Source organism: Spirosoma radiotolerans (assembly GCF_000974425.1).
GTDB classification, from domain to species: Bacteria; Bacteroidota; Bacteroidia; order Cytophagales; family Spirosomataceae; genus Spirosoma; species Spirosoma radiotolerans.
Genome location: NZ_CP010429.1, coordinates 371,787 through 389,659, shown reverse-complemented (window position 1 = coordinate 389,659; position 17,873 = coordinate 371,787). Strand labels below are relative to the sequence as shown.

Below are 17,873 nucleotides of genomic sequence, written 5' to 3'. Positions count from 1 at the left end.
ACACAAGTAGCAAACAGGCTTTCTTGTGTCTCCATAGCAAACGTTTCACGTTCATAGGTTCCTTCTTGATTAGTGAGGTCAATCGTAATGTTTATACCTTTGGCTTAGGTATAATCTGATTAGGACGTGTAAAGCCATATTCATCTAACAGTTCTAGAACGATATTGTACCCATACGTTTCTAGAAAACCATACACGTTGTTAACAAACTCCTGTCCTCGTTTGGAGGGATCCGCAAGCATTTCGAGCCAATAATAAATGTATGGCTTTAAATCCTGTTTAGCTACCAAACCAGATTTTATGTAGATGCCAAACATAGTTAATTTATCAAAAAAAGCATCAAATAATTCTCGTACTTTCGCCTCTTCATCTGAAAAGCCTTCACCATTAATTCCACTCCCAAGAGGATACAGAGACGCAGTAACCATCGCCTCGTCCACTGTAAAAAATTTATCTTCACTTCTTCCTGGAAATAACTCAATTTGACCTTTGTCCCAATCAAGCATTGTCGTCACTTTTCGGACTTGTATATCCGTACTAAAATCTTTAATCTGCTGCCCAAGAAATTCGAATCGCTTCCACCGCTGTGCACGAATGTATTCATGAATGGCTTTGAATGCTAATCCAGCCGTAACAAGGAATGTGAGTGCCTTTAGAAGCAAATCAATGTAATCTTTAAGGTACATGGTACCAGCAGCGCCTAAGGAAGGGAGCATAGTTTAAAGGAGTTTTGAGGTCAAGATATCAAAATAATTATATTTTAAGAAAACTTTATGATCGGACGATTGGTGCTTGAATCTATGCTGTCATACAATGAATAGCTTTAAAGTTTGCCGTACGCATTATCCATAATAGCTCTATAAGCAGCTGTATTACCTTTCAGGGCTTTAGCAACTATGGTAATGGTGATAAGTTCTTCAATGCTTAATGTTACTGTTTCCTTTTTTAACTGGTTGTCAGCTTTAGTAGATACGCCCAAAACTTGCCGTATGCGTTTTGCCTTTCCCCGGCTTCCTTTGGGCCGTCCTTTGAGGTTTCCGCTTTGCCCCTTTTGAAAACGGGTTTCTATACCCTCTAAATAAATATCGTCTCGCATTGCTTGAGCCGTATAGCCTGTTAATAGCCTGTTATTGATTCGATAACCGGAAAGGTTGGCCGGTTTTTGGATTCACTAAATCAAACTGATTTATCAAATCCTGTAAAACCGGGTTTCGCTGATTCATTCGTTGCAATGTCTGTTCAAGGAGCGTTAACGGCAAGGGTGTAATATTTTGGTCACTGTTATTACATACAGCCGAAGTGCTAAGCGACTGAGCTGGAACAGCTAACGGGTTATAGTCCCAAAATAATGGATAACCGGAATCAGTCAACGCCCAACCTGCTAACGGGTCACGGTTACGAATTAGGTAATCCGCTAAATCATACCCTTTCTCTCGGTCGGCATCATTAGCCCGTTTTTCTAATACGTCCGAAACAGTAAGCCGACGACCAATAACGGGCCTAAACTCCTCAGCCTTTTGACTCCACTTCTCAAAGCCGTTCAGATCAGGAAATAGTGTAACAGATCGTCCGGCTACGGGTAGTAACTTTTCCGTTGATAGATTGCTCAGACTACCGCAAGCCAACCAGATGTATTTGGGTAAATAGACCGTTGCAAGAATGGCTGTCTTTTCGCTTTCAACAATGGCCACCGGGCGGCTATCGGGTTGGTTCTTCAATTGGTGCAACCCAAACAAACATTGACTTAACTCAAACTCAGCGAACCGGCCCTGTTTAGTCAGAACACTATGCACCCAATGAATATGACTGAAAGGCTGTTTAACCCTTTTTAACGTCAGCGGATTATACAGCATAATCTTACCCGTTCGAATTTGGCCGCTCTTATCGATCTGCCAAAACACAGTTGCCCCTGGCCAGTGTTTAGAAGTACCTATATAGAACCGGCTAATCAGATCGTTTGTAATCTCATTATTGAACAATCCCTGTAAGCCGTTGGCAAATTCGTTCCGGTCGTACTGATTCAGACTTTGCCGGAACAGGTTGAACGGAATATACGACGGTTGCGGGACCGGACGAGCGGATTTAGGCGATTGGTAAGCCGTTCGGGTTTTCGAGGCTATTTCGTCGTTCATCCATATTTTGTTATCCTCAAAGTATTGGCGGGGCGTGTAGTGATAGCCGCAGTCAGCTTCCCGATTACAGCGGCCAACATGGTCCGGTAATAGTTCACCCGTTTCCTTATCCAAATACCGGCTGAGTTGCTTTGGCTTTTCGCAAGCAGGGCAAGTGTAACGGGTACTCATACCTTTGTAGGGTTGCAGTGTATAACGGTATTGGTTCATGTTTTTGCGTAGAAAGCCCCCGTTTCCATTTGGAAACCAGAAACGGGGAAACCTAACCTCATGCGTTTAGCCATTTCCAAATAGTCCCTTTCCTCTTTGCATCACCTAATACATCAGCCGCTATCTCAGCGTAGTTTTTGCCCTGGCTGTACAATTTTCGGGCTTTTTCTAACTGCTCAGATTTTGTTAAAAACTTGTTAGTATCCTGACTTTTCTTTGGCTTAGGTATCTGGTTGTAAAGTCGCAAAACATGGCGTTTCAGCATTTCTACAATTTTCAGGGCGTTATCGAAATCTAAATCTGAGCAGGTCAACATGTCGGTAATTGCACCTGTATCAAAGGCTCTGAGCGTCGTAAACATCATAGCAATACGAAAAGCAATCAAACCCAACCGATTGACAGAACCATCTAAATCCTCGCTGACAAATTCGCGTATTTCATCTTTCCAGTGTTGAAACAGCCGAATAAACCGTCCTTCCTGATCGGGCGTTAACCGAATGGTCAGCGGCTCCGCAAGGCTTACCAAGTGGTCGTATATTTCGGCAAGTTGTTCGCCTATCCTCCCAAAATGAGCCGGGTAAGAGCTCTTACCCGAATCGAATACGTTTTTAAAATTCGGGTTAGGTGTCAGGTTGTAGAACAGGAACCTACTGAATAAACCGTTTTCAGCGGTTGGCATCAGATTTAGCAGTTGGTCAAATGTACTGCTGAGGACTACCGACATTTCTGGATTTTCAATCTCGCAGTATTCTTTGCCAGTTCGTCGGTAATAGGTTATTGATTCGTGGTGAAACGCTTTCCGTAAACCATCACTGTAATTGCCATAATCCTGCTTTACAGAATCCGCTAATGTATCGCCCTCAGTCTCAAAGATGATTCCCCGGCCTTCATTATTATTGAGTAATTCAAAAGCTCCAGTCCGGCTGTTATTAGCTGGAATAAATAGGACTGTCAACGGCGGTTCTGCGGGTTCGGCTGGCTCTTCAATTAGACCTTTTTTATCGGCTTGAAACGTTTTCAGCTCTTTCTTATACCGAGCAAGGTCTGCTTTGTACACCGTCAAGGCTTGTTGATATTGTTCTTTTTTTCGTCGGTGTACAACAGCCCCTAATAAATACGAAAGGCTTAAAGCTCCTTTGCCGGAACCATACCGGGCTAAGACGTAACAGTACAGATTAGTACTGTAATACCGGGTATCATAGAAACCTCGGACGTTGGGCAACAAACCACTAATAACGCCCAGTGCACCCACCAAGAAAACTTCCTTCTCGATACGGTCAGTAAGGATTGAACAACCATTTTTTAGTGTATCGGGTAAATTGTTAAAAATAGCTTGGGTAAAGTATTCGGTTTCTGGCGTTTCCGTTTCCGGTTGGAAACTACCTTTGGGTGTAAAGTCTGAACCTTCGGGCGGTCGGGGCTCGGTTTCCTGTTGTAAATCGTTAATAGGAATAACCGTTTCGGGCTGGCTAGCTATCCATGTATTAAAATCGAACACAGGGCCAACATCGGGGGTACCTTTTAAGGTCGTATCTTTGTGCTGCGAAGCATCGTTTGTCATAGCCTTGCTCTATTTGAGGTTCTTTCAGAGACCGGGTTTGTGGGGACGAGCCCGGTTTTGTTTTAGGTACGGTCGAGTCTATGCCCGTTGGTACTTCACAGTGTTGATCTCAGTTAAAGCGGCTTCTACATCTTCAGGACGGTATAGCACACGACGGCCTACCCGATAGCCGCGAATAATTCCGCGTCGGGTGTAATCATCCAACGTTGGCAAACTAATATTTAATTTTTTGGCCGTTTTCTGACGGGTAGATAAGTTCTCAGCGTTAATTGCTGATTTCGGCGGGGCACACGGGAGGGCTTTGAAGAATTGCTCTAGTTCTTGCCGAAACAGTTGCCGAACTTCGGGAATTGATAGTTGGGTGAAAACAAGATTTTCCATTTGCTCAACGATTTTTCGTGATTTCATTGAGCAAATATTTACGCCAAAAACTCAGTTGGGTAACCCAACTGAGTTACCCAACTAACCTCCTATTAAGGTTTATCTATCTCATTATTAATAGCTTTTACTACTTCTGTCGCTCCTAACTCTTCAAAAAATTTTCTTATAAATCGTAAATCATCAACCTCAGCGGTAAAGAGATCCTTGTTGTACGGATTTCGCCAAAGTTTGTATAGATTCTCCTTACTCTTACCTGTCAGAAAATGCAAGAATCTCTCAGCCGCTTTATCATTTGTAACGTTAATTTTGGCGTACTCCAGAAGAAACTTCATTGCTAGTACTTGCCGGGCTGTTGTATGATCTGGGGGGTGATTTGGCGTTTCAGCCTGAGGAACTGATATAAAAGGCAAGTATTTTTTACGCTCATTTATACGCTTTTTAAGTGAATTTATAGTTTTGTCACCTTCTTTTAACTGATGACAGTTAGTAGGGTTCTGGCAGCGTTTTTTATGGTCTTCTAAGGTTTGTACAACCCCATCTCTAACAAGCTCTAAAAATTTTATTGCTTGTGTATCAGTTAACTCTGAAATAGTATCGTCAAGTTTGTTATAATCACTTTTACTCAATTGGCCTTGACCAAAGTCATTAGCAAGGTATTGGGCATCATCCAAATAGGCTTGGGGCAATTCATTCTCCATGATCAAGCAGGGATTAGGAAGTTTTAGAAATTAGTTGGTTATTCCAATGCTTCTTAAGCAGTTTGGCGTGTTGCTTAGAATCTACTTTGATATAGCTGAGGAACGCCTTTTCTGTTTTATGGCCAGTAATCGCCCTGATTGTAATTGTGGGGACTCCTTGTAAATAAAGGTTGGTAGCAAAACTGCGCCGTTGTGTGTGAGTACTAACTAGCTCCCACTTCTCTGAGACCTCAGAAATACGTTCGTTGCCTCGTTTTCGGTTAATAACAACCGGGCTATTTAATTCTGCGACCTTAGCAATCTCTTTCAAATATTCGTTTGCTTTTTGGTTGCTAAGTACCCTAGGTAATTGTCCTCTATATTTTTCAATGATTGATTCAACTACGGGGTGAAGAGGTATATACACATCATCGTAAACCTTTTGAGTACGAATCTTGATGTAATTATTTTCTTCTTCTTTTATAAAGTGTTCAGAACGTAGTTCTGCTAAATCAGAGTATCGTAAGCCAACCCAACAACCTATCACAAACATATCCCGTACTCGTTCCAAACGTGGATTCTTAGTTAGGTCTAGTTCATAAAGTCGGTTGATCTCTTCTTCAGTTAAATAGATACTGTCCGTGTCATCGGCTAATGTTCGAAACGATTTTTTCTTAAAAGCAAAATTTTGATGTAAGTCCTTTTCAGCAGCATCATTCATCACAGACTTTAGCGTCTTGATATACTTACCAACTGAGTTATTGAAAAGCCCGCAGTCAGTACTTAAATAGCTTGTAAAGTCATGGTAAAAGTCTAAATCTATAGTATCAAAATCAACACGCTTCTTACGAGCTTTTGCATAGTTACTGAGGTGGTTAAGAGTTGTCTGTTTCACCTTCAACGTATTAAGCTTTTGTATGCTCCGGTTAGTTTCGATATGCTTATCAAAAAATCTAAGCAATGAAATAGACTCGTTTTTTTCTTTGGGAAACAGAATAGACAGAAGCTTTTCCCGTACCTGATCAACAGTTGGCCGTTTAATTCCACTTTCAACTAAAGTATCAACAGCATCTTTACCAGCTTGTTCGATCTCGTCAAACCGGTTGTTAAATTCTCTGTATTTGGGAAATTGTTTAGTTTCTCGCACTCGCTGGTTATTGGGATTCCAGTAAAGCGGATGGATTTTCTTTTCGGTTGGATATACCAGCCTTTGATTGTGGAAACGAACAATTAGATGAACTTTCGTTTCCTCGTCCGCGTCGGGGTCACGCAAGACAAACGAAGTTGTTGCCATACCTATACTGTTTCTTTATTGATTTGAGGTATGACAAATATAATGTTTGTTGACAGATTTGTTGACGGTATTTTCTTTTCTACTTTTGTTTTAGTTTGCTTAATTCACTTTAAGTATTCCTATAGATAACTGATTTACAATGTATTTAAGGGAAGGTACAATAAGGATAATAAAAAAGGTGTTAGTCCCGTCGGGACTACCATAAATCGCTGCTAGCTAGCAAGCGGTTCATTACGATTCGTTTCTTAAAGACGGTTTTCACATACAAGAGCCTTTAACGCTTACAGTAACCGTCGTTTTGGTAACGTGGATATGAATTTGTTCGCCACAACAGAAACTAAGCTTCTCTTCGGGCTTTGTAGAGCCTGTTTTATTCACGTTGGCCAGAACGACTTTCGCAAATCGGACAGGCAATATCAAGAGAAGGGATTTGCAGCACAGTTTATTTTCAACACTATACGCTGATTACTCCCTTATTTAACTGACTACGTTTGGTTGCTCATGTGAGTTACAGAACTTGACCCAATGAACCGTTTAGTGACAGGCTACTGCTCATTAAATAATAGGTTACGTTCCAGTCATAGTAGCGTAAGAATACGCATTGGTAATGTATTGATGTGTTTTTTGCGCTAACGGAAAGTCGTTACGAGACTGTAAAGATTTATCCAGAGTAGAGCGCACCGCGACGCCAGGCTGTACACTTAAGCAATGTGACTCGTCGTGCTTATGTTTGTTAGCAAGAATAGCCTATTAAACTCAACCCCGATGACCGTTCTACTTCACCTGCTTTTGTTGTTTAGCTCTGTTCGTTTTGTAAATCAACCCTTTCGGTCAAGTCAGCGGGTTGGCGCTGGTCATCTGCCAGTTTTGGTAGCCGATACCAAAGGGCAAGTCCATATCGTATATGGGCTGGATTCAACCATTTATTATGCGGTGGCCAGCCAAACACCCGATCAGTTTAATCCACCCATGGCGGTGGCTAAACTACCGCACCTGGTGGCCGGAGCTAAACGCGGCCCACAACTAGCCGTTACAGAAAGGTATGTCGTTATTACGGCCGTTAATCAGATGGGCGATCTGTTTGCTTATTCGCTTGATCGGCAACGTGGCCGATGGTCAGCTGCCGTACGGATAAACGATATAGCCGAGGTGGCCAAAGAAGGCTTCCAGGCGGTAACGGGCGCATCGGATGGTACGTTTCACGCCGTCTGGCTCGATCTGCGCCAGGACAAAGCCAACAAAATTGTGATGGCTACCTCCCCAGATGGGGGGCGCACCTGGTCAGCGAATCAGGTTGTTTACCGCTCGCCCAGCGGCTCAGTTTGTGAATGCTGTAAGGTGTCGATTGCCGCCAACCAAAGCGATGTCTACATTCAGTTTCGCAACTGGCTCAACGGCTCACGTGACCTATACCTGGCCCACTCCACCAATGGCGGAACTAGTTTCGGTTCGGTACAAAAACTTGGCTCAGGCACCTGGAAACTGAACGCCTGTCCAATGGACGGCGGAGCCGTCAGTCTTTCACCGACGGGGCAACCCTTTACCGTCTGGCGACGAGAAAATACATTGTATACCTGTCGACCAGGTGAACCGGAACAAGCTATCGGGACTGGCCGGAACGTTACTACAGCAACCGACTCAGTAGGACGTGCCCTGGCCTGGAATGAAGGGAATCTGGTTTGGCTGAAACTTGATAATAGGGAGCCCATTCGGCTCGGCACCGGACAGATGCCGAGCGTTGCATTGGTTAATGGGTTTGCCATCTGTGCCTGGGAAGCGGACGGGCAGGTGGTGAGCGCTGTCACGGCTCGCTAACTCTTCTTTGACTAAGGTGCAGCGTTACTTGTCTTAGTTCACAAAATGAATGATTGGCACAAACGTCACAGTCGTTACAAACTAGCCTTTGACCGATTCACCCGTACAAAGCAGGCAATCTTTCCAGGACAACAGTCCGTTTATTGGCGGGTCATCACAAAGGTTTTACGAAGCAGCTTGATTCCTTTGTATATCGTTACGGTTAGGGCACGTGGCTCCTCCATATGCACCTCTACACTCAACGACATGCCTGTTTTGGGGTGAGTCAATCGCCCACCGGTCCAGTCCGCTCCATTGTAGCCCAGATCACGAATCAACACGCTGTCTTTCACCAAACCATAATTTTTCTCGCCTGCCTGATCTACCTCCGCTACCCTGACAAAATAACGATTTCCCTGCCGGTAAATATTAACGCTGGAGCCCTGGGAAGGAAACAACCAGCGACCCAGGATCTGGTCGCCTGGAGGATCGGGCACGGCGCCTACCAGCGCGATGATTAATAATCCCAGAAAAATTCGGCACACACGGGTTACTACTAGCATTCGGAAACAGGATTTTTGCCCTTAGACTAGGTCTGGCAGTTTATTGGCAGGAGGTAAATAGCTCATATTGATAAACTTGTGCAATCAGAAAAGCAACCCCTCCCTTTATATAAGCCAAGTTGGCACTAATTGTTGTTAAAAACCAGTCGTATGCTGCATATTGGTGCAGTTATTCAGCAAAGCACCTCAAAATCAGAAGTATAGCTAAGTTTCCATTTTTGTGCCAGTCTAAGTCGTTGGCGGCATACGCCTGCAACGTATCCGCTTGTTTCTGCCTCTTTAAGCATACCATTCATCTTAACTGCAATCGTCTCCATGCGTCAACTCTCTCTGCTGGTAGCTTGTCTGCCCCTCATCGTTTCAGCAGCTCATGCCGATGATCTGGATGATTTTATCCGGCAACAACTGCGAAAACGACAAGTACCTGGCTTATCCATCGCCATCATTCAGGACGGCAAAATTGTTAAAGCACAAGGGTACGGTTTTATCGACAAAAGCGGCAAGATTCCCGTTACTCCCGCCACTTTATTTCAGGCCGGTTCGATCAGTAAATCAGTTGCAGCGGTTGGCGCGCTGAAGCTGGTAGAAGCGGGTAAGTTATCGCTCGATGAAGACGTTAATGCGAAACTACGCACCTGGAAAGTGCCCGAGAATGAGTTTACTAAAGAGAAGAAGGTTACGATCCGCGGGTTGCTTAGCCACACGACTGGGCTAACGGTTCATGGTTTTCCAGGCTATGAGGTTGGCAAACCGATTCCGACGGTCGTGCAGATTTTAGACGGGACCACCCCGGCCAATACCGCTGCGGTTCGTGTCGATTTTGTTCCGGGAACCCGTTGGCGGTATTCGGGAGGGGGATATACCGTTATGCAGCAACTTATGCTGGATGTAACAGGCAAATCGTTTCCGGACTATATGCAGCAAACGGTCCTGGGTCCGCTGGGCATGAAGCAAAGCACTTACCAACAACCGCTCCCTACCGACAAAGCAAAAGCAACGGCAACAGGCTACTATGGGGATCGAGGTGTCGTGAACGGGCGTTGGCATATTTATCCCGAAATGGCTGCGGCTGGTCTGTGGACAACTCCTTCTGATCTGGCGCGTTTTGCCATTGGTATTCAGCAAGCGTTTGCCGGTAAGGCGGGGGGCGCCTTGTCTCAGGCAATGACGCAGCAGATGCTTACGGATCAAAAGGATAACGATGGATTGGGGGTTTTCCTGCAAGGCAAGGGACATACCATGCGTTTTGGCCATACCGGTCGGGATGAAGGGTTCGATGCGGCCATGACAGCTGGTATTGAAACGGGACAAGGCGTCGTGATCATGATTAATGCCAACGATAACTCGCACATGGTCGACCGAATTATAAATGAGGTGGCTAAAACGTATCATTGGACTGACTTCTCCGAAGCAACCGCCATCAAGCGTATAGCAGTCCCCGTCCCGGCGGCACAGCTTATAGCCTATGAAGGACGGTACGAACTGGCCAATAACCAGATCATTACCTTTATGGCCACGCCGGATCGGCTGGTTACGCTGGCCGATGGCCTTCCCGATGAAGAATTCGTTCCTGAAACAACGACCCATTTTGCATCAATGGATCGGGATGCCTTTTTAACTTTCCAGCCCGACGCGAAGGGGAACGTAACGAAATTGGTCTGGAAACGAGGGAAAGACGAACGCAAAATACCCCGGATAGGTCCTCTATTCCAGACCTTAAAGCCCGTTCCGGACCCAGATTCGGCTCGTACCCATAAAATTGAAATAGCCTTAAAAGCCATGGCCCAGGGGGGTAAAGCCGTTGAGACAGCTCCCACTGTAACGGCAGGGGTACGGAAAGATTTCGCGAGTGGGGCCAATGTGCTCTCCGACCTCAAAAACCTTACGTTTGTCAATATAGAAAATGTTGACGGACGTAGCATCGAACGCCACGAGGGTAAAGTAAGTCAAATCGCACACTACACATTTGCTGGTGAACATGGTACGCGTTACTTGCTGGTCTACCTAACGGCCGACGGCCTGGTCACCGATTATGATGTAGTTGAGAAATAGTACGTCTGCTACCTGGCCCAGCCCCCGCTCTATTCCAAAAAATAATCGGTCAAGCGGGTAACAATACGGATAAATCGCCTTATTTCGGGAGTATTTCGAAAGCATACCCCCATGACTTTTCTGCGTTCTTTTTTCCTTACCGCCTTTTTGGTCTTCATATACTTTGCGGCCCAGGCGGCCAAAGTCGATACGGTAGACACCTACAGTTCGTCGATGAAGAAAACGATTAAAGCGGTTATTGTTACGCCAGATTCGTATTCCATCGGGCAGGAGCTGCCGGTTGTGTATTTACTCCACGGCTATGGCGGTAATTACAGCGATTGGGCCAAAAAAGTACCCACCATCAGTAATGCCGCCGACCTTCATAAAGTGATCATCGTTTGCCCGGACGGGAATGTCGGTAGCTGGTATTTCGATAGCCCGGCCGACCCCTCGTTCCGCTATGAAACCTATGTGGCCGATGAGTTGGTAAACTGGGTCGATGGACATTACAAAACCATCAAAAACCGCTCAGGACGCGCCATTACCGGCCTTAGTATGGGTGGACACGGTGCGTTGTACCTGGCATTCAGGCATCAGGCGGTATTTGGCGCGGCTGGCAGCATGAGTGGCGGAGTCGATATTCGCCCCTTTCCAAACAATTGGGATATGGCCAAACGCCTGGGGCCCTACGCGCAGTTTCCGGAGCGGTGGGAGCAAAATACCGTCATCAATCTGCTCTACCTGCTGACGCCGGGCGCATTGGCGCTGATTATTGATTGCGGAACGGAAGACTTTTTCTTTCGGGTCAATAACAACCTGCACGACAAGCTCCTGGAACGAAACATTGCCCACGACTATATAACGCGACCCGGTGGCCATAACTGGACCTACTGGACCAACGCCGTAACCTATCAAATGCTGTTTATGCGACAGTATTTCGATAGGCCCAAAGCGAATTGATTGATACCTGTTTACCACAGCTTAACATCAATCCGCAAAAAAGAATATTTTAGCCAAAAGCGGTGTTACCTGTGTATGGATTGCCAGGACATGTACTGAAAATCGGGCATTGACTCGGTAACCCGCTAATAAACCCATGAAAACCGAAGCTATTTACGAACTACTCACGAGGGCAGTCCACGAGATCATTACGGAACCCTGGACCATTGCCGAACTCAACATCCGATACCTGGTGTCGACCAATGAGGCTGAGTGCGATGGTACGTACCTCGACGCGTCGGGAGAAGCCCAGGTACTATCGACTGAATTTCCCGATGAGCTAATCGACGTGCTTCCCGAGCTATTTACGAATCGGGCGAGCGAAGGAAATCCACCCGCCAATAGCATTCAGTTGACTGTTTCTGCCCAGGGGCGCTTTGCCGCCGATTATGAATGGGACCAGGAGATTCAGGACGAAGATGACCATTTTACCAAAGGCGGAACCGTTAAAGAATGGCTGAAAATCCGAAAAGAGAAGTACGGAACTTCGCCAGAACCAGAATAAAACAGCGCTCGAATCCCGAAAGACATCCGGCTTCTGTTCATTCACGCTCGTCTCTAGCGAGGTCAATGATGAACAGAAGCCGGATGTCTGCGTCGAAGCCAATACCCCACAGGACTTTCGCTTAGACACAGAAAACAACGATTTCTGGCCCGATAAAACCAGCCTAAACAGAAACACGCTCCAGCCAGCGTTCGCCCTGCGTATACTTGGCCTCCTGAAGGTCTGTGAGGGCCCGCTGAAAGTTGAGCAATACACCCCAGACATCCATGACGAATCGGTTTTCGGCTTGCATTTGCCGGAAGAAGTTGACCGCTTCGGCATGCGACAGGCCGCCGGTTGTTTTGGCAATATTCATAAGCACCTCGAATACATCGTCGGCCATTTGCGCATCACCACAAACGTAGTAATGGCAATTAGGCTGCGAAAGTACATCCCACAGGTCTTTACTGCGCTGACCGATCAGATCCTGCACGTATATTTTTTCCTCGTCGAGCCGGGAAAAAGCCACATCCAGATGTGTCAATACACCCGCTTCGTGCCAGGTCTCCAATTCCTGTTGGTAGAGGTAATCGTTTAAATTTCGACAGCCGAAGAACAGCCGGGCGTGCCCGACAGGCGCCGACACGGGTGTGATGAACTCATGGCCATTGACATACTGATAACTTGTTTCATGCAGGGCCCGAAGCTGAACTTCGCGGTGTTGCAGAAAGCCCAGTAAGGGCGACAGGCCCGTTCCGGCCCCTACCATTAGCATGGGCGCATGAGGATCAACCGGTGGTCGGAATGTTGACGATCGCACACACATTCTTACCTGCGCATCCCCGTTCGGTATCAGGCCTGCCAGGTAATTGGAACAAAGCCCCGGAATCACCTTACCCGAGTCGGTCGTCAATTGAACAACGCCCACAATGAGGTGAACCTGCTTTGGGTGAACCAATGAGCAGGATGAAATGGAGTACAGGCGGGGTTTCTGTTTAGGCAACAGTTCAATGAGCTGCGCAAACGACAATTGGGCTGATGGAAATACATCCAGCAGATCGGCTACCGTTAGAAATGTATCGGCGATGTACTTCTTCAACGCCATATACTCCTCATTTTCTTCCTGATTTCGACTCAGTATCTCCAGCCAGGATTCCAGCCGGTTTTTATCCGTGGTCGATTGAGCCGTTTTCAGGATCGCACTAAACAGCTCGTCATAGGGTTCACGGATGGCCAGATCAATGTCTTCGGTTAACACCTGCCCTACCTGCACAGGATCTGGATAAGCATGCTCACCAGGAACCCTTATCCCTCGGCTATTGATGAGCGAGGTGGTAAACCAGGCATCGGTATCAACGCCCAGTCGATTGACCAGTCGGTGTACTAACTCAGGCGGGTTCTGCGGATAGATCGCTACGTGATCGCCGGTTTCATAGGTCTGATCGGTATTACTGATGTCAAGCGAAATAAATCGTGTGGAGCGGCTGCCAATAATCACTTTTTTCAGCAACTCCCGATTCTCGAGAACCGGAACGACACAACCCGGTAATCTCTGGTTTCGAACTGCGTCAGCTTCAGCCTTAACCGGCACCTCCTGGGGTTCTAAAAAAGAAACCTGTAGCCGTGTGTCGGCGGTGGTCGAAAGGTCGACGCTGGTTGGGTCTTCGCCCAATAAACGGGCCACCAGATCGAGCCATTTCCGAAAGGTATCCGCCTGCCCTTTGATCTCATCGCCCCGATGCATGGCAATAACGCGGTTGCCCCCCACACGCGCCAACTCACGATCGAGTGTGACACCGGCGGCACAGAAATGCGTGTATACAGTGCTTCCCAGAGCCATGACGGAGAAGTTCAGTTGCTTGAACGCTCCGGTCGGCTGCGCAGTAATCCGGGCGTGAAACTTCTGGGCATTGCCCGGCAAATCCCCTTCTCTAAATGTCGACGTGACAACGAGTAGTAAATCTTCCTGACTCAGGTGTGAAATGGTGTATTCATCAAGCGCCATAACGCGCGGATGGTAGCGACTCAGCCGACGCGCCGTTTTCCGGGCGTAGCTCTCGGCCGTACCCGTCTCCGAACCATATAAAATAAGAATACGCTGGGGCCGATGTTCGGGCGCCGTAGTCCGGTCTGGGCGAAGCGCCTGAACTTGCATTCGGCTCGTGCCCGACAGTTCCGTTTCGCCCTCTTCGTCTGCGGTCATCAACTCATCGTTAATCACTACCCACCGGTCGGCCGTATAATGATAGCTCGGACTGAGGAAAAAGTCACGCATTTCGTGGTGCCAGACCGGTGTGACGCTCCCTCCCGCCGAAGGAACCACCCACGACCACTGAGCGGGGCATTCGCGACCAGCCCGTTTTTCGCGCAGGTCGTGCGTTAAAAACTGCCGGGCGGCCGTCTGATGATCAACCAGAGTCACCTTAGCTTTGGAAAACGAGTGCAGGACAGCCGCATTCAGTTCCAGAAACGCCCGGTCGCGCCAGAGGGTTTGTTCACTGGACGTATCCAGTCCTATGGCACGGGCAATGGCTTCGGCCTTTTCATAACGCCCGTCTTCCCAGAGGTTACGGGCGATTTCAGTTTCCATGAACCAGCCGTTGAATGGAACACAGCCATACTGAATTCCCCCAATATCCATGCGAAAGTTGGCGATAGCGGGAATGGCGCACCATTTAAGGTCAAGCGCACTCATGGCCGGATAAGTCGGATGTTCGATGGATACTTTCAGGATATCGTCGTCGCTGAACTGATACATCCTGGGTGATTGACCAGGTACATCAATCACGAGCGGCAACGTGTCATAAGCCGTTTTGGTGGCTGGGGGCGTCCATCCCTGCCGAATAAGGGTTTGGGTAAACTTTAGATTTGCCTTATCGCCTAATATTGATCCGTCTTCCTGTTCATAAGCCGCAAAGCGAATGTACTGGCTGTTCCAGATGCGCGGCCCCCAGCGTTCCATTGGTTTTTTGGGCCGAAACACGTTCATCACAATCTGCACATTGCCGCCATTGGTGGCCATTCTTAGGTGTTCGGTGCATTCCCGAAACATCTCGTCGGGGTCGGTAATGTGGCGTAAATCCCGCACAATCATGTTGCGCCACGAAATCCGGCCAATGCATTTGGCCGAGTTACGCCAGGCAAGCTGGGCGCCATAAGCCAACTCTTCGTACGTATGCGTATAGCTTCCGGTTGCCTGAATTTCGCGCTTGATTTCTTCCCACCGACGTTCGCTGTCAATGGCATCCCAGGCTAGTTCATCACCAATCAGATCAATGTATTCCTTTGCCTTAGCCAGTATCCGCTGCTGATTGATCATGGGTTGCCGCAAGACGTTGGTCACCCGGTTCAGCAAAATACCCCAGGCGTGTTCCTGTTCGGCAGTGAAGTCAGGAATGTATTTTTTCAACACCGTCATCATGGGCCCAACCAGTTTTGGGTAGGCTTCGGGCGGTACCGAAAAATTAGTATGCACCTGACTCAAGTCACGTAATTCCTGAACAATGTTCAGGCCACTATCCAGCGACCGAACCAGAAACGCAATCGCCTGCATCAGGTGCTCGGTCAGGCTGTCTACGTCGGTACGGCCAAAAAACGGGATGATTTCGGGGTGCGTCTGAAACAGGATATGGTAGAAATCAGTCCCTATAACGCGCGCATCGGCCGCCAGTCGATCTCCTCCCTGCCGCATCGCCCGAATCATATCGGGTGTCAGAGCCTCCTCATAGTGTTTGGTGGCTGCCAGCGCAGGCGTTAAAATAACGATCGTGAAAAACCGGTACATGGCTGAACCCGGCCCTTTAGCCAAATTTTCGCGGTCGTATTCTTCCAGATGGGGCACGTGCTGTAGCATCCAGGTCCATACCCGGCGAGCCGTGAGCCAGTGTTCGGGACGCATGCCCAGGTCGGCCAGCAACGCCACATAATCGTCAACCGATTTGAGCCCTTCGGCCGGTTCAGGATAAATACCGCGGTAACTTTCGCGAAGAATTCGTTCGCTATGGGGCATCAGCCGCCGAACGCTCACATCGAACAGCGTAGCAAAATAGGCGGGAACCAAATCAACGGCATCGCCGAAGAGGTCAGCCAATTCAGGTTCTTCGTACAGAAGCCGCTCGAAAAACAGCTCAACGAGCATGTCCTGGTAAGCCAGAAGCTTGTTCCAGATGTCTTTGACCAGTACTTGCTCGGGCGCCGTTAGTTGCGGCAGATCCGTAACGTCTTCTGGTATGGTGAATTCGGCTGCCTTTCTGGCCGCATGAACGGGAGTCGTTGTGGGGGCGAAAAAGGGACAGCCTGCTAGGGTTGCGTTTGCGATATCGGTAGCCGAATGCATGAAGGGGGGTGCTATAGGTTCTTCTGCCAGCTCTCGGGTCATCCGAATACGAACCTGCATGTGAGGAGCCTCCTGCCAACCCCTTAATGGTAAATAAACATCAGTACTGCTTTGTCCGTCGGGTTGTGTGTGCAGCGGTAAGGTAAGTTGATCAATTCCATGCCAGCGCTGGCTACCCTCCTGACGGAACTGCAAAATTATATAAAGTTCGCCAGACCCCTTGTGCCGACCATTGACTAACCATTCTGGTTTGCGTCTTGTTTGCAAGATTTGCTCCCGCAAAATTGTACCCGAATCATCGTGCGCCTGAATTAATCCTCGGTACTCATACCCGTTTTCAGGATAGTCCAGGGCCACGACTTCTGTGATACGAACCACGCTCAAGGCGCCATGTTGCGGTTCTTTATCGGGGGTATTGGTAGAGATAGACACAGGATGATTATTTCGTAAGGTAGAACGCAGCGATAAAAGGCAAATAGGTTGGCTAGCTAGATTAAATTTAGCTCTATATTAGCTACTTTACCAATTAGTCCGTTCGATAACTATAATATTACTATTATATTTTTATGACGCTATTATTTTTTTAACTAAGGAGAGGAATAAACACTTAGAAGGCCTACCGAGCAGTCAGCGGGCATAAGTATAATCGTTATGTTAGCGTTTTCCCGGATCAGGGAAGATCCTTGCCGAACCAGACGTCTGCGGGTAGTACATAACTACCGCTGCGGGCAGCTATGTACGTTATCACAGCAGATTTAGCCGGTTCATTAATTCAGGTTTATTAGCCCGGCTAATGGGGATAACCTTATTGCTGATTACCAACGTATTATCTTCAATATCAACAATCTTGTCCAGATGGACAATGTAGGATCGGTGGACGCGCAGGAACCGAAGACCCAGTTTTTCTTCCAGATACTTCATGGTAGTGTACACAATGTGTGTTTGCGTATTGGTGAAGATTTTGACGTAATCACCCGTATTCTCGATGTAGGATATATTATCGAAAGGCAAGCGGATGTAGCGCCCGTCGGTTTTAATATAGATCTCCTTTCGCTCGTCTGATGGGTTCGTTTTAGCGCGCGCATGCAACTCCAGTACTTTTTCAACAGCTATGTTGAAACGAGGGAAGGTGATCGGCTTTTTCAGGTAATCGGTCACGTTATACTGAAAAGCCTCAAACGCATACTCGATCTTACTGGTCGTCAAGATCACGTAGGGAATAGACGGGAGCTGTTCCAGCAATTCAAAGCCCGACAGCCCCGGCATTTCTACATCCAGCCAAATCAGATCCACTTCCTGTTCAGCTAGGAAATCGAGCGCACTCACCGCATTATCGAACACGGCCAGCACCTCTAAAGCACTATGTTGCTCACAAAGGCGTTGCAACGATTTGCGAGACATGAGTTCAT

14 protein-coding genes are annotated in these 17,873 nt (G+C 47.5%); 4 read left to right on the top strand and 10 right to left on the bottom strand.

Features of this window, described 5'->3' with window-relative positions; genetic code table 11:
* Nucleotides 1–91: 91 nt before the first annotated feature.
* The 7 genes from SD10_RS01615 to SD10_RS01585 all read right to left on the bottom strand — a co-directional run bounded on the left by SD10_RS01615 (nt 92) and on the right by SD10_RS01585 (nt 6,254).
* Nucleotides 92–715: a hypothetical protein gene (locus tag SD10_RS01615; protein ID WP_046375382.1), complete on the bottom strand. Its 624-nt coding sequence runs from the start codon at nt 713–715 to the stop codon at nt 92–94.
* A 107-nt stretch (nt 716–822) separates the two neighbouring features.
* A complete protein-coding gene (locus tag SD10_RS01610; RefSeq protein ID WP_046375381.1) occupies nt 823–1,095 on the bottom strand; it encodes a DUF5681 domain-containing protein in 273 nt (90 codons plus the stop codon).
* 31 nt (nt 1,096–1,126) lie between these two features.
* Nucleotides 1,127–2,341, bottom strand: a complete 1,215-nt coding sequence (locus SD10_RS01605) for a DUF6371 domain-containing protein (RefSeq protein WP_046375380.1) — start codon at nt 2,339–2,341, stop codon at nt 1,127–1,129.
* 58 nt (nt 2,342–2,399) lie between these two features.
* Complete coding sequence (locus tag SD10_RS01600; protein ID WP_046375379.1) at nt 2,400–3,902, bottom strand: DUF3987 domain-containing protein; 1,503 nt, start codon at nt 3,900–3,902, stop codon at nt 2,400–2,402.
* Nucleotides 3,903–3,980: 78 nt separating this feature from the next.
* Nucleotides 3,981–4,310 carry a helix-turn-helix domain-containing protein gene (locus SD10_RS01595; RefSeq protein ID WP_227699114.1) on the bottom strand — a complete coding sequence of 110 codons (330 nt, stop codon included), beginning with the start codon at nt 4,308–4,310 and terminating at the stop codon, nt 3,981–3,983.
* Nucleotides 4,311–4,375: 65 nt separating this feature from the next.
* Nucleotides 4,376–4,981, bottom strand: coding sequence for a hypothetical protein (locus SD10_RS01590; protein WP_148562364.1), 606 nt, complete (start codon nt 4,979–4,981; stop codon nt 4,376–4,378).
* 13 nt (nt 4,982–4,994) lie between these two features.
* Nucleotides 4,995–6,254 (bottom strand): site-specific integrase, encoded by a 1,260-nt coding sequence (locus SD10_RS01585; RefSeq protein WP_046375377.1) that lies wholly within the window; start codon nt 6,252–6,254, stop codon nt 4,995–4,997.
* A 765-nt stretch (nt 6,255–7,019) separates the two neighbouring features.
* Between SD10_RS01585 and SD10_RS01580 the strand changes: the two genes are divergently transcribed.
* On the top strand, nt 7,020–8,069 hold the full coding sequence (locus SD10_RS01580) for a sialidase/neuraminidase family protein (protein WP_046375376.1): 1,050 nt from the start codon (nt 7,020–7,022) through the stop codon (nt 8,067–8,069).
* Nucleotides 8,070–8,209: 140 nt separating this feature from the next.
* Here the strand turns inward: SD10_RS01580 and SD10_RS01575 are convergent, their stop codons facing one another.
* Nucleotides 8,210–8,611, bottom strand: a complete 402-nt coding sequence (locus SD10_RS01575; RefSeq protein WP_046375375.1) for a DUF2147 domain-containing protein — start codon at nt 8,609–8,611, stop codon at nt 8,210–8,212.
* A gap of 315 nt (nt 8,612–8,926) precedes the next feature.
* Here SD10_RS01575 and SD10_RS28525 point away from each other — a divergent pair, with 315 nt between their 5' ends.
* The 3 genes from SD10_RS28525 to SD10_RS01560 all read left to right on the top strand — a co-directional run bounded on the left by SD10_RS28525 (nt 8,927) and on the right by SD10_RS01560 (nt 12,149).
* Entirely contained in the window at nt 8,927–10,663 is a 1,737-nt protein-coding gene (locus SD10_RS28525) for a serine hydrolase (RefSeq protein WP_052731035.1), read from the top strand.
* A gap of 111 nt (nt 10,664–10,774) precedes the next feature.
* Complete coding sequence (locus SD10_RS01565; RefSeq protein WP_046375374.1) at nt 10,775–11,605, top strand: alpha/beta hydrolase; 831 nt, start codon at nt 10,775–10,777, stop codon at nt 11,603–11,605.
* 136 nt (nt 11,606–11,741) lie between these two features.
* Entirely contained in the window at nt 11,742–12,149 is a 408-nt protein-coding gene (locus tag SD10_RS01560; protein ID WP_046375373.1) for a hypothetical protein, read from the top strand.
* A 163-nt stretch (nt 12,150–12,312) separates the two neighbouring features.
* Here the strand turns inward: SD10_RS01560 and SD10_RS29010 are convergent, their stop codons facing one another.
* Together SD10_RS29010 and SD10_RS01550 are read right to left on the bottom strand one after the other, a co-directional pair.
* Nucleotides 12,313–16,896, bottom strand: a complete 4,584-nt coding sequence (locus SD10_RS29010; RefSeq protein WP_227699113.1) for a nitric oxide synthase oxygenase — start codon at nt 16,894–16,896, stop codon at nt 12,313–12,315.
* A 312-nt stretch (nt 16,897–17,208) separates the two neighbouring features.
* Entirely contained in the window at nt 17,209–17,865 is a 657-nt protein-coding gene (locus SD10_RS01550) for a LytR/AlgR family response regulator transcription factor (RefSeq protein WP_262507351.1), read from the bottom strand.
* Nucleotides 17,866–17,873 lie beyond the last annotated feature (8 nt).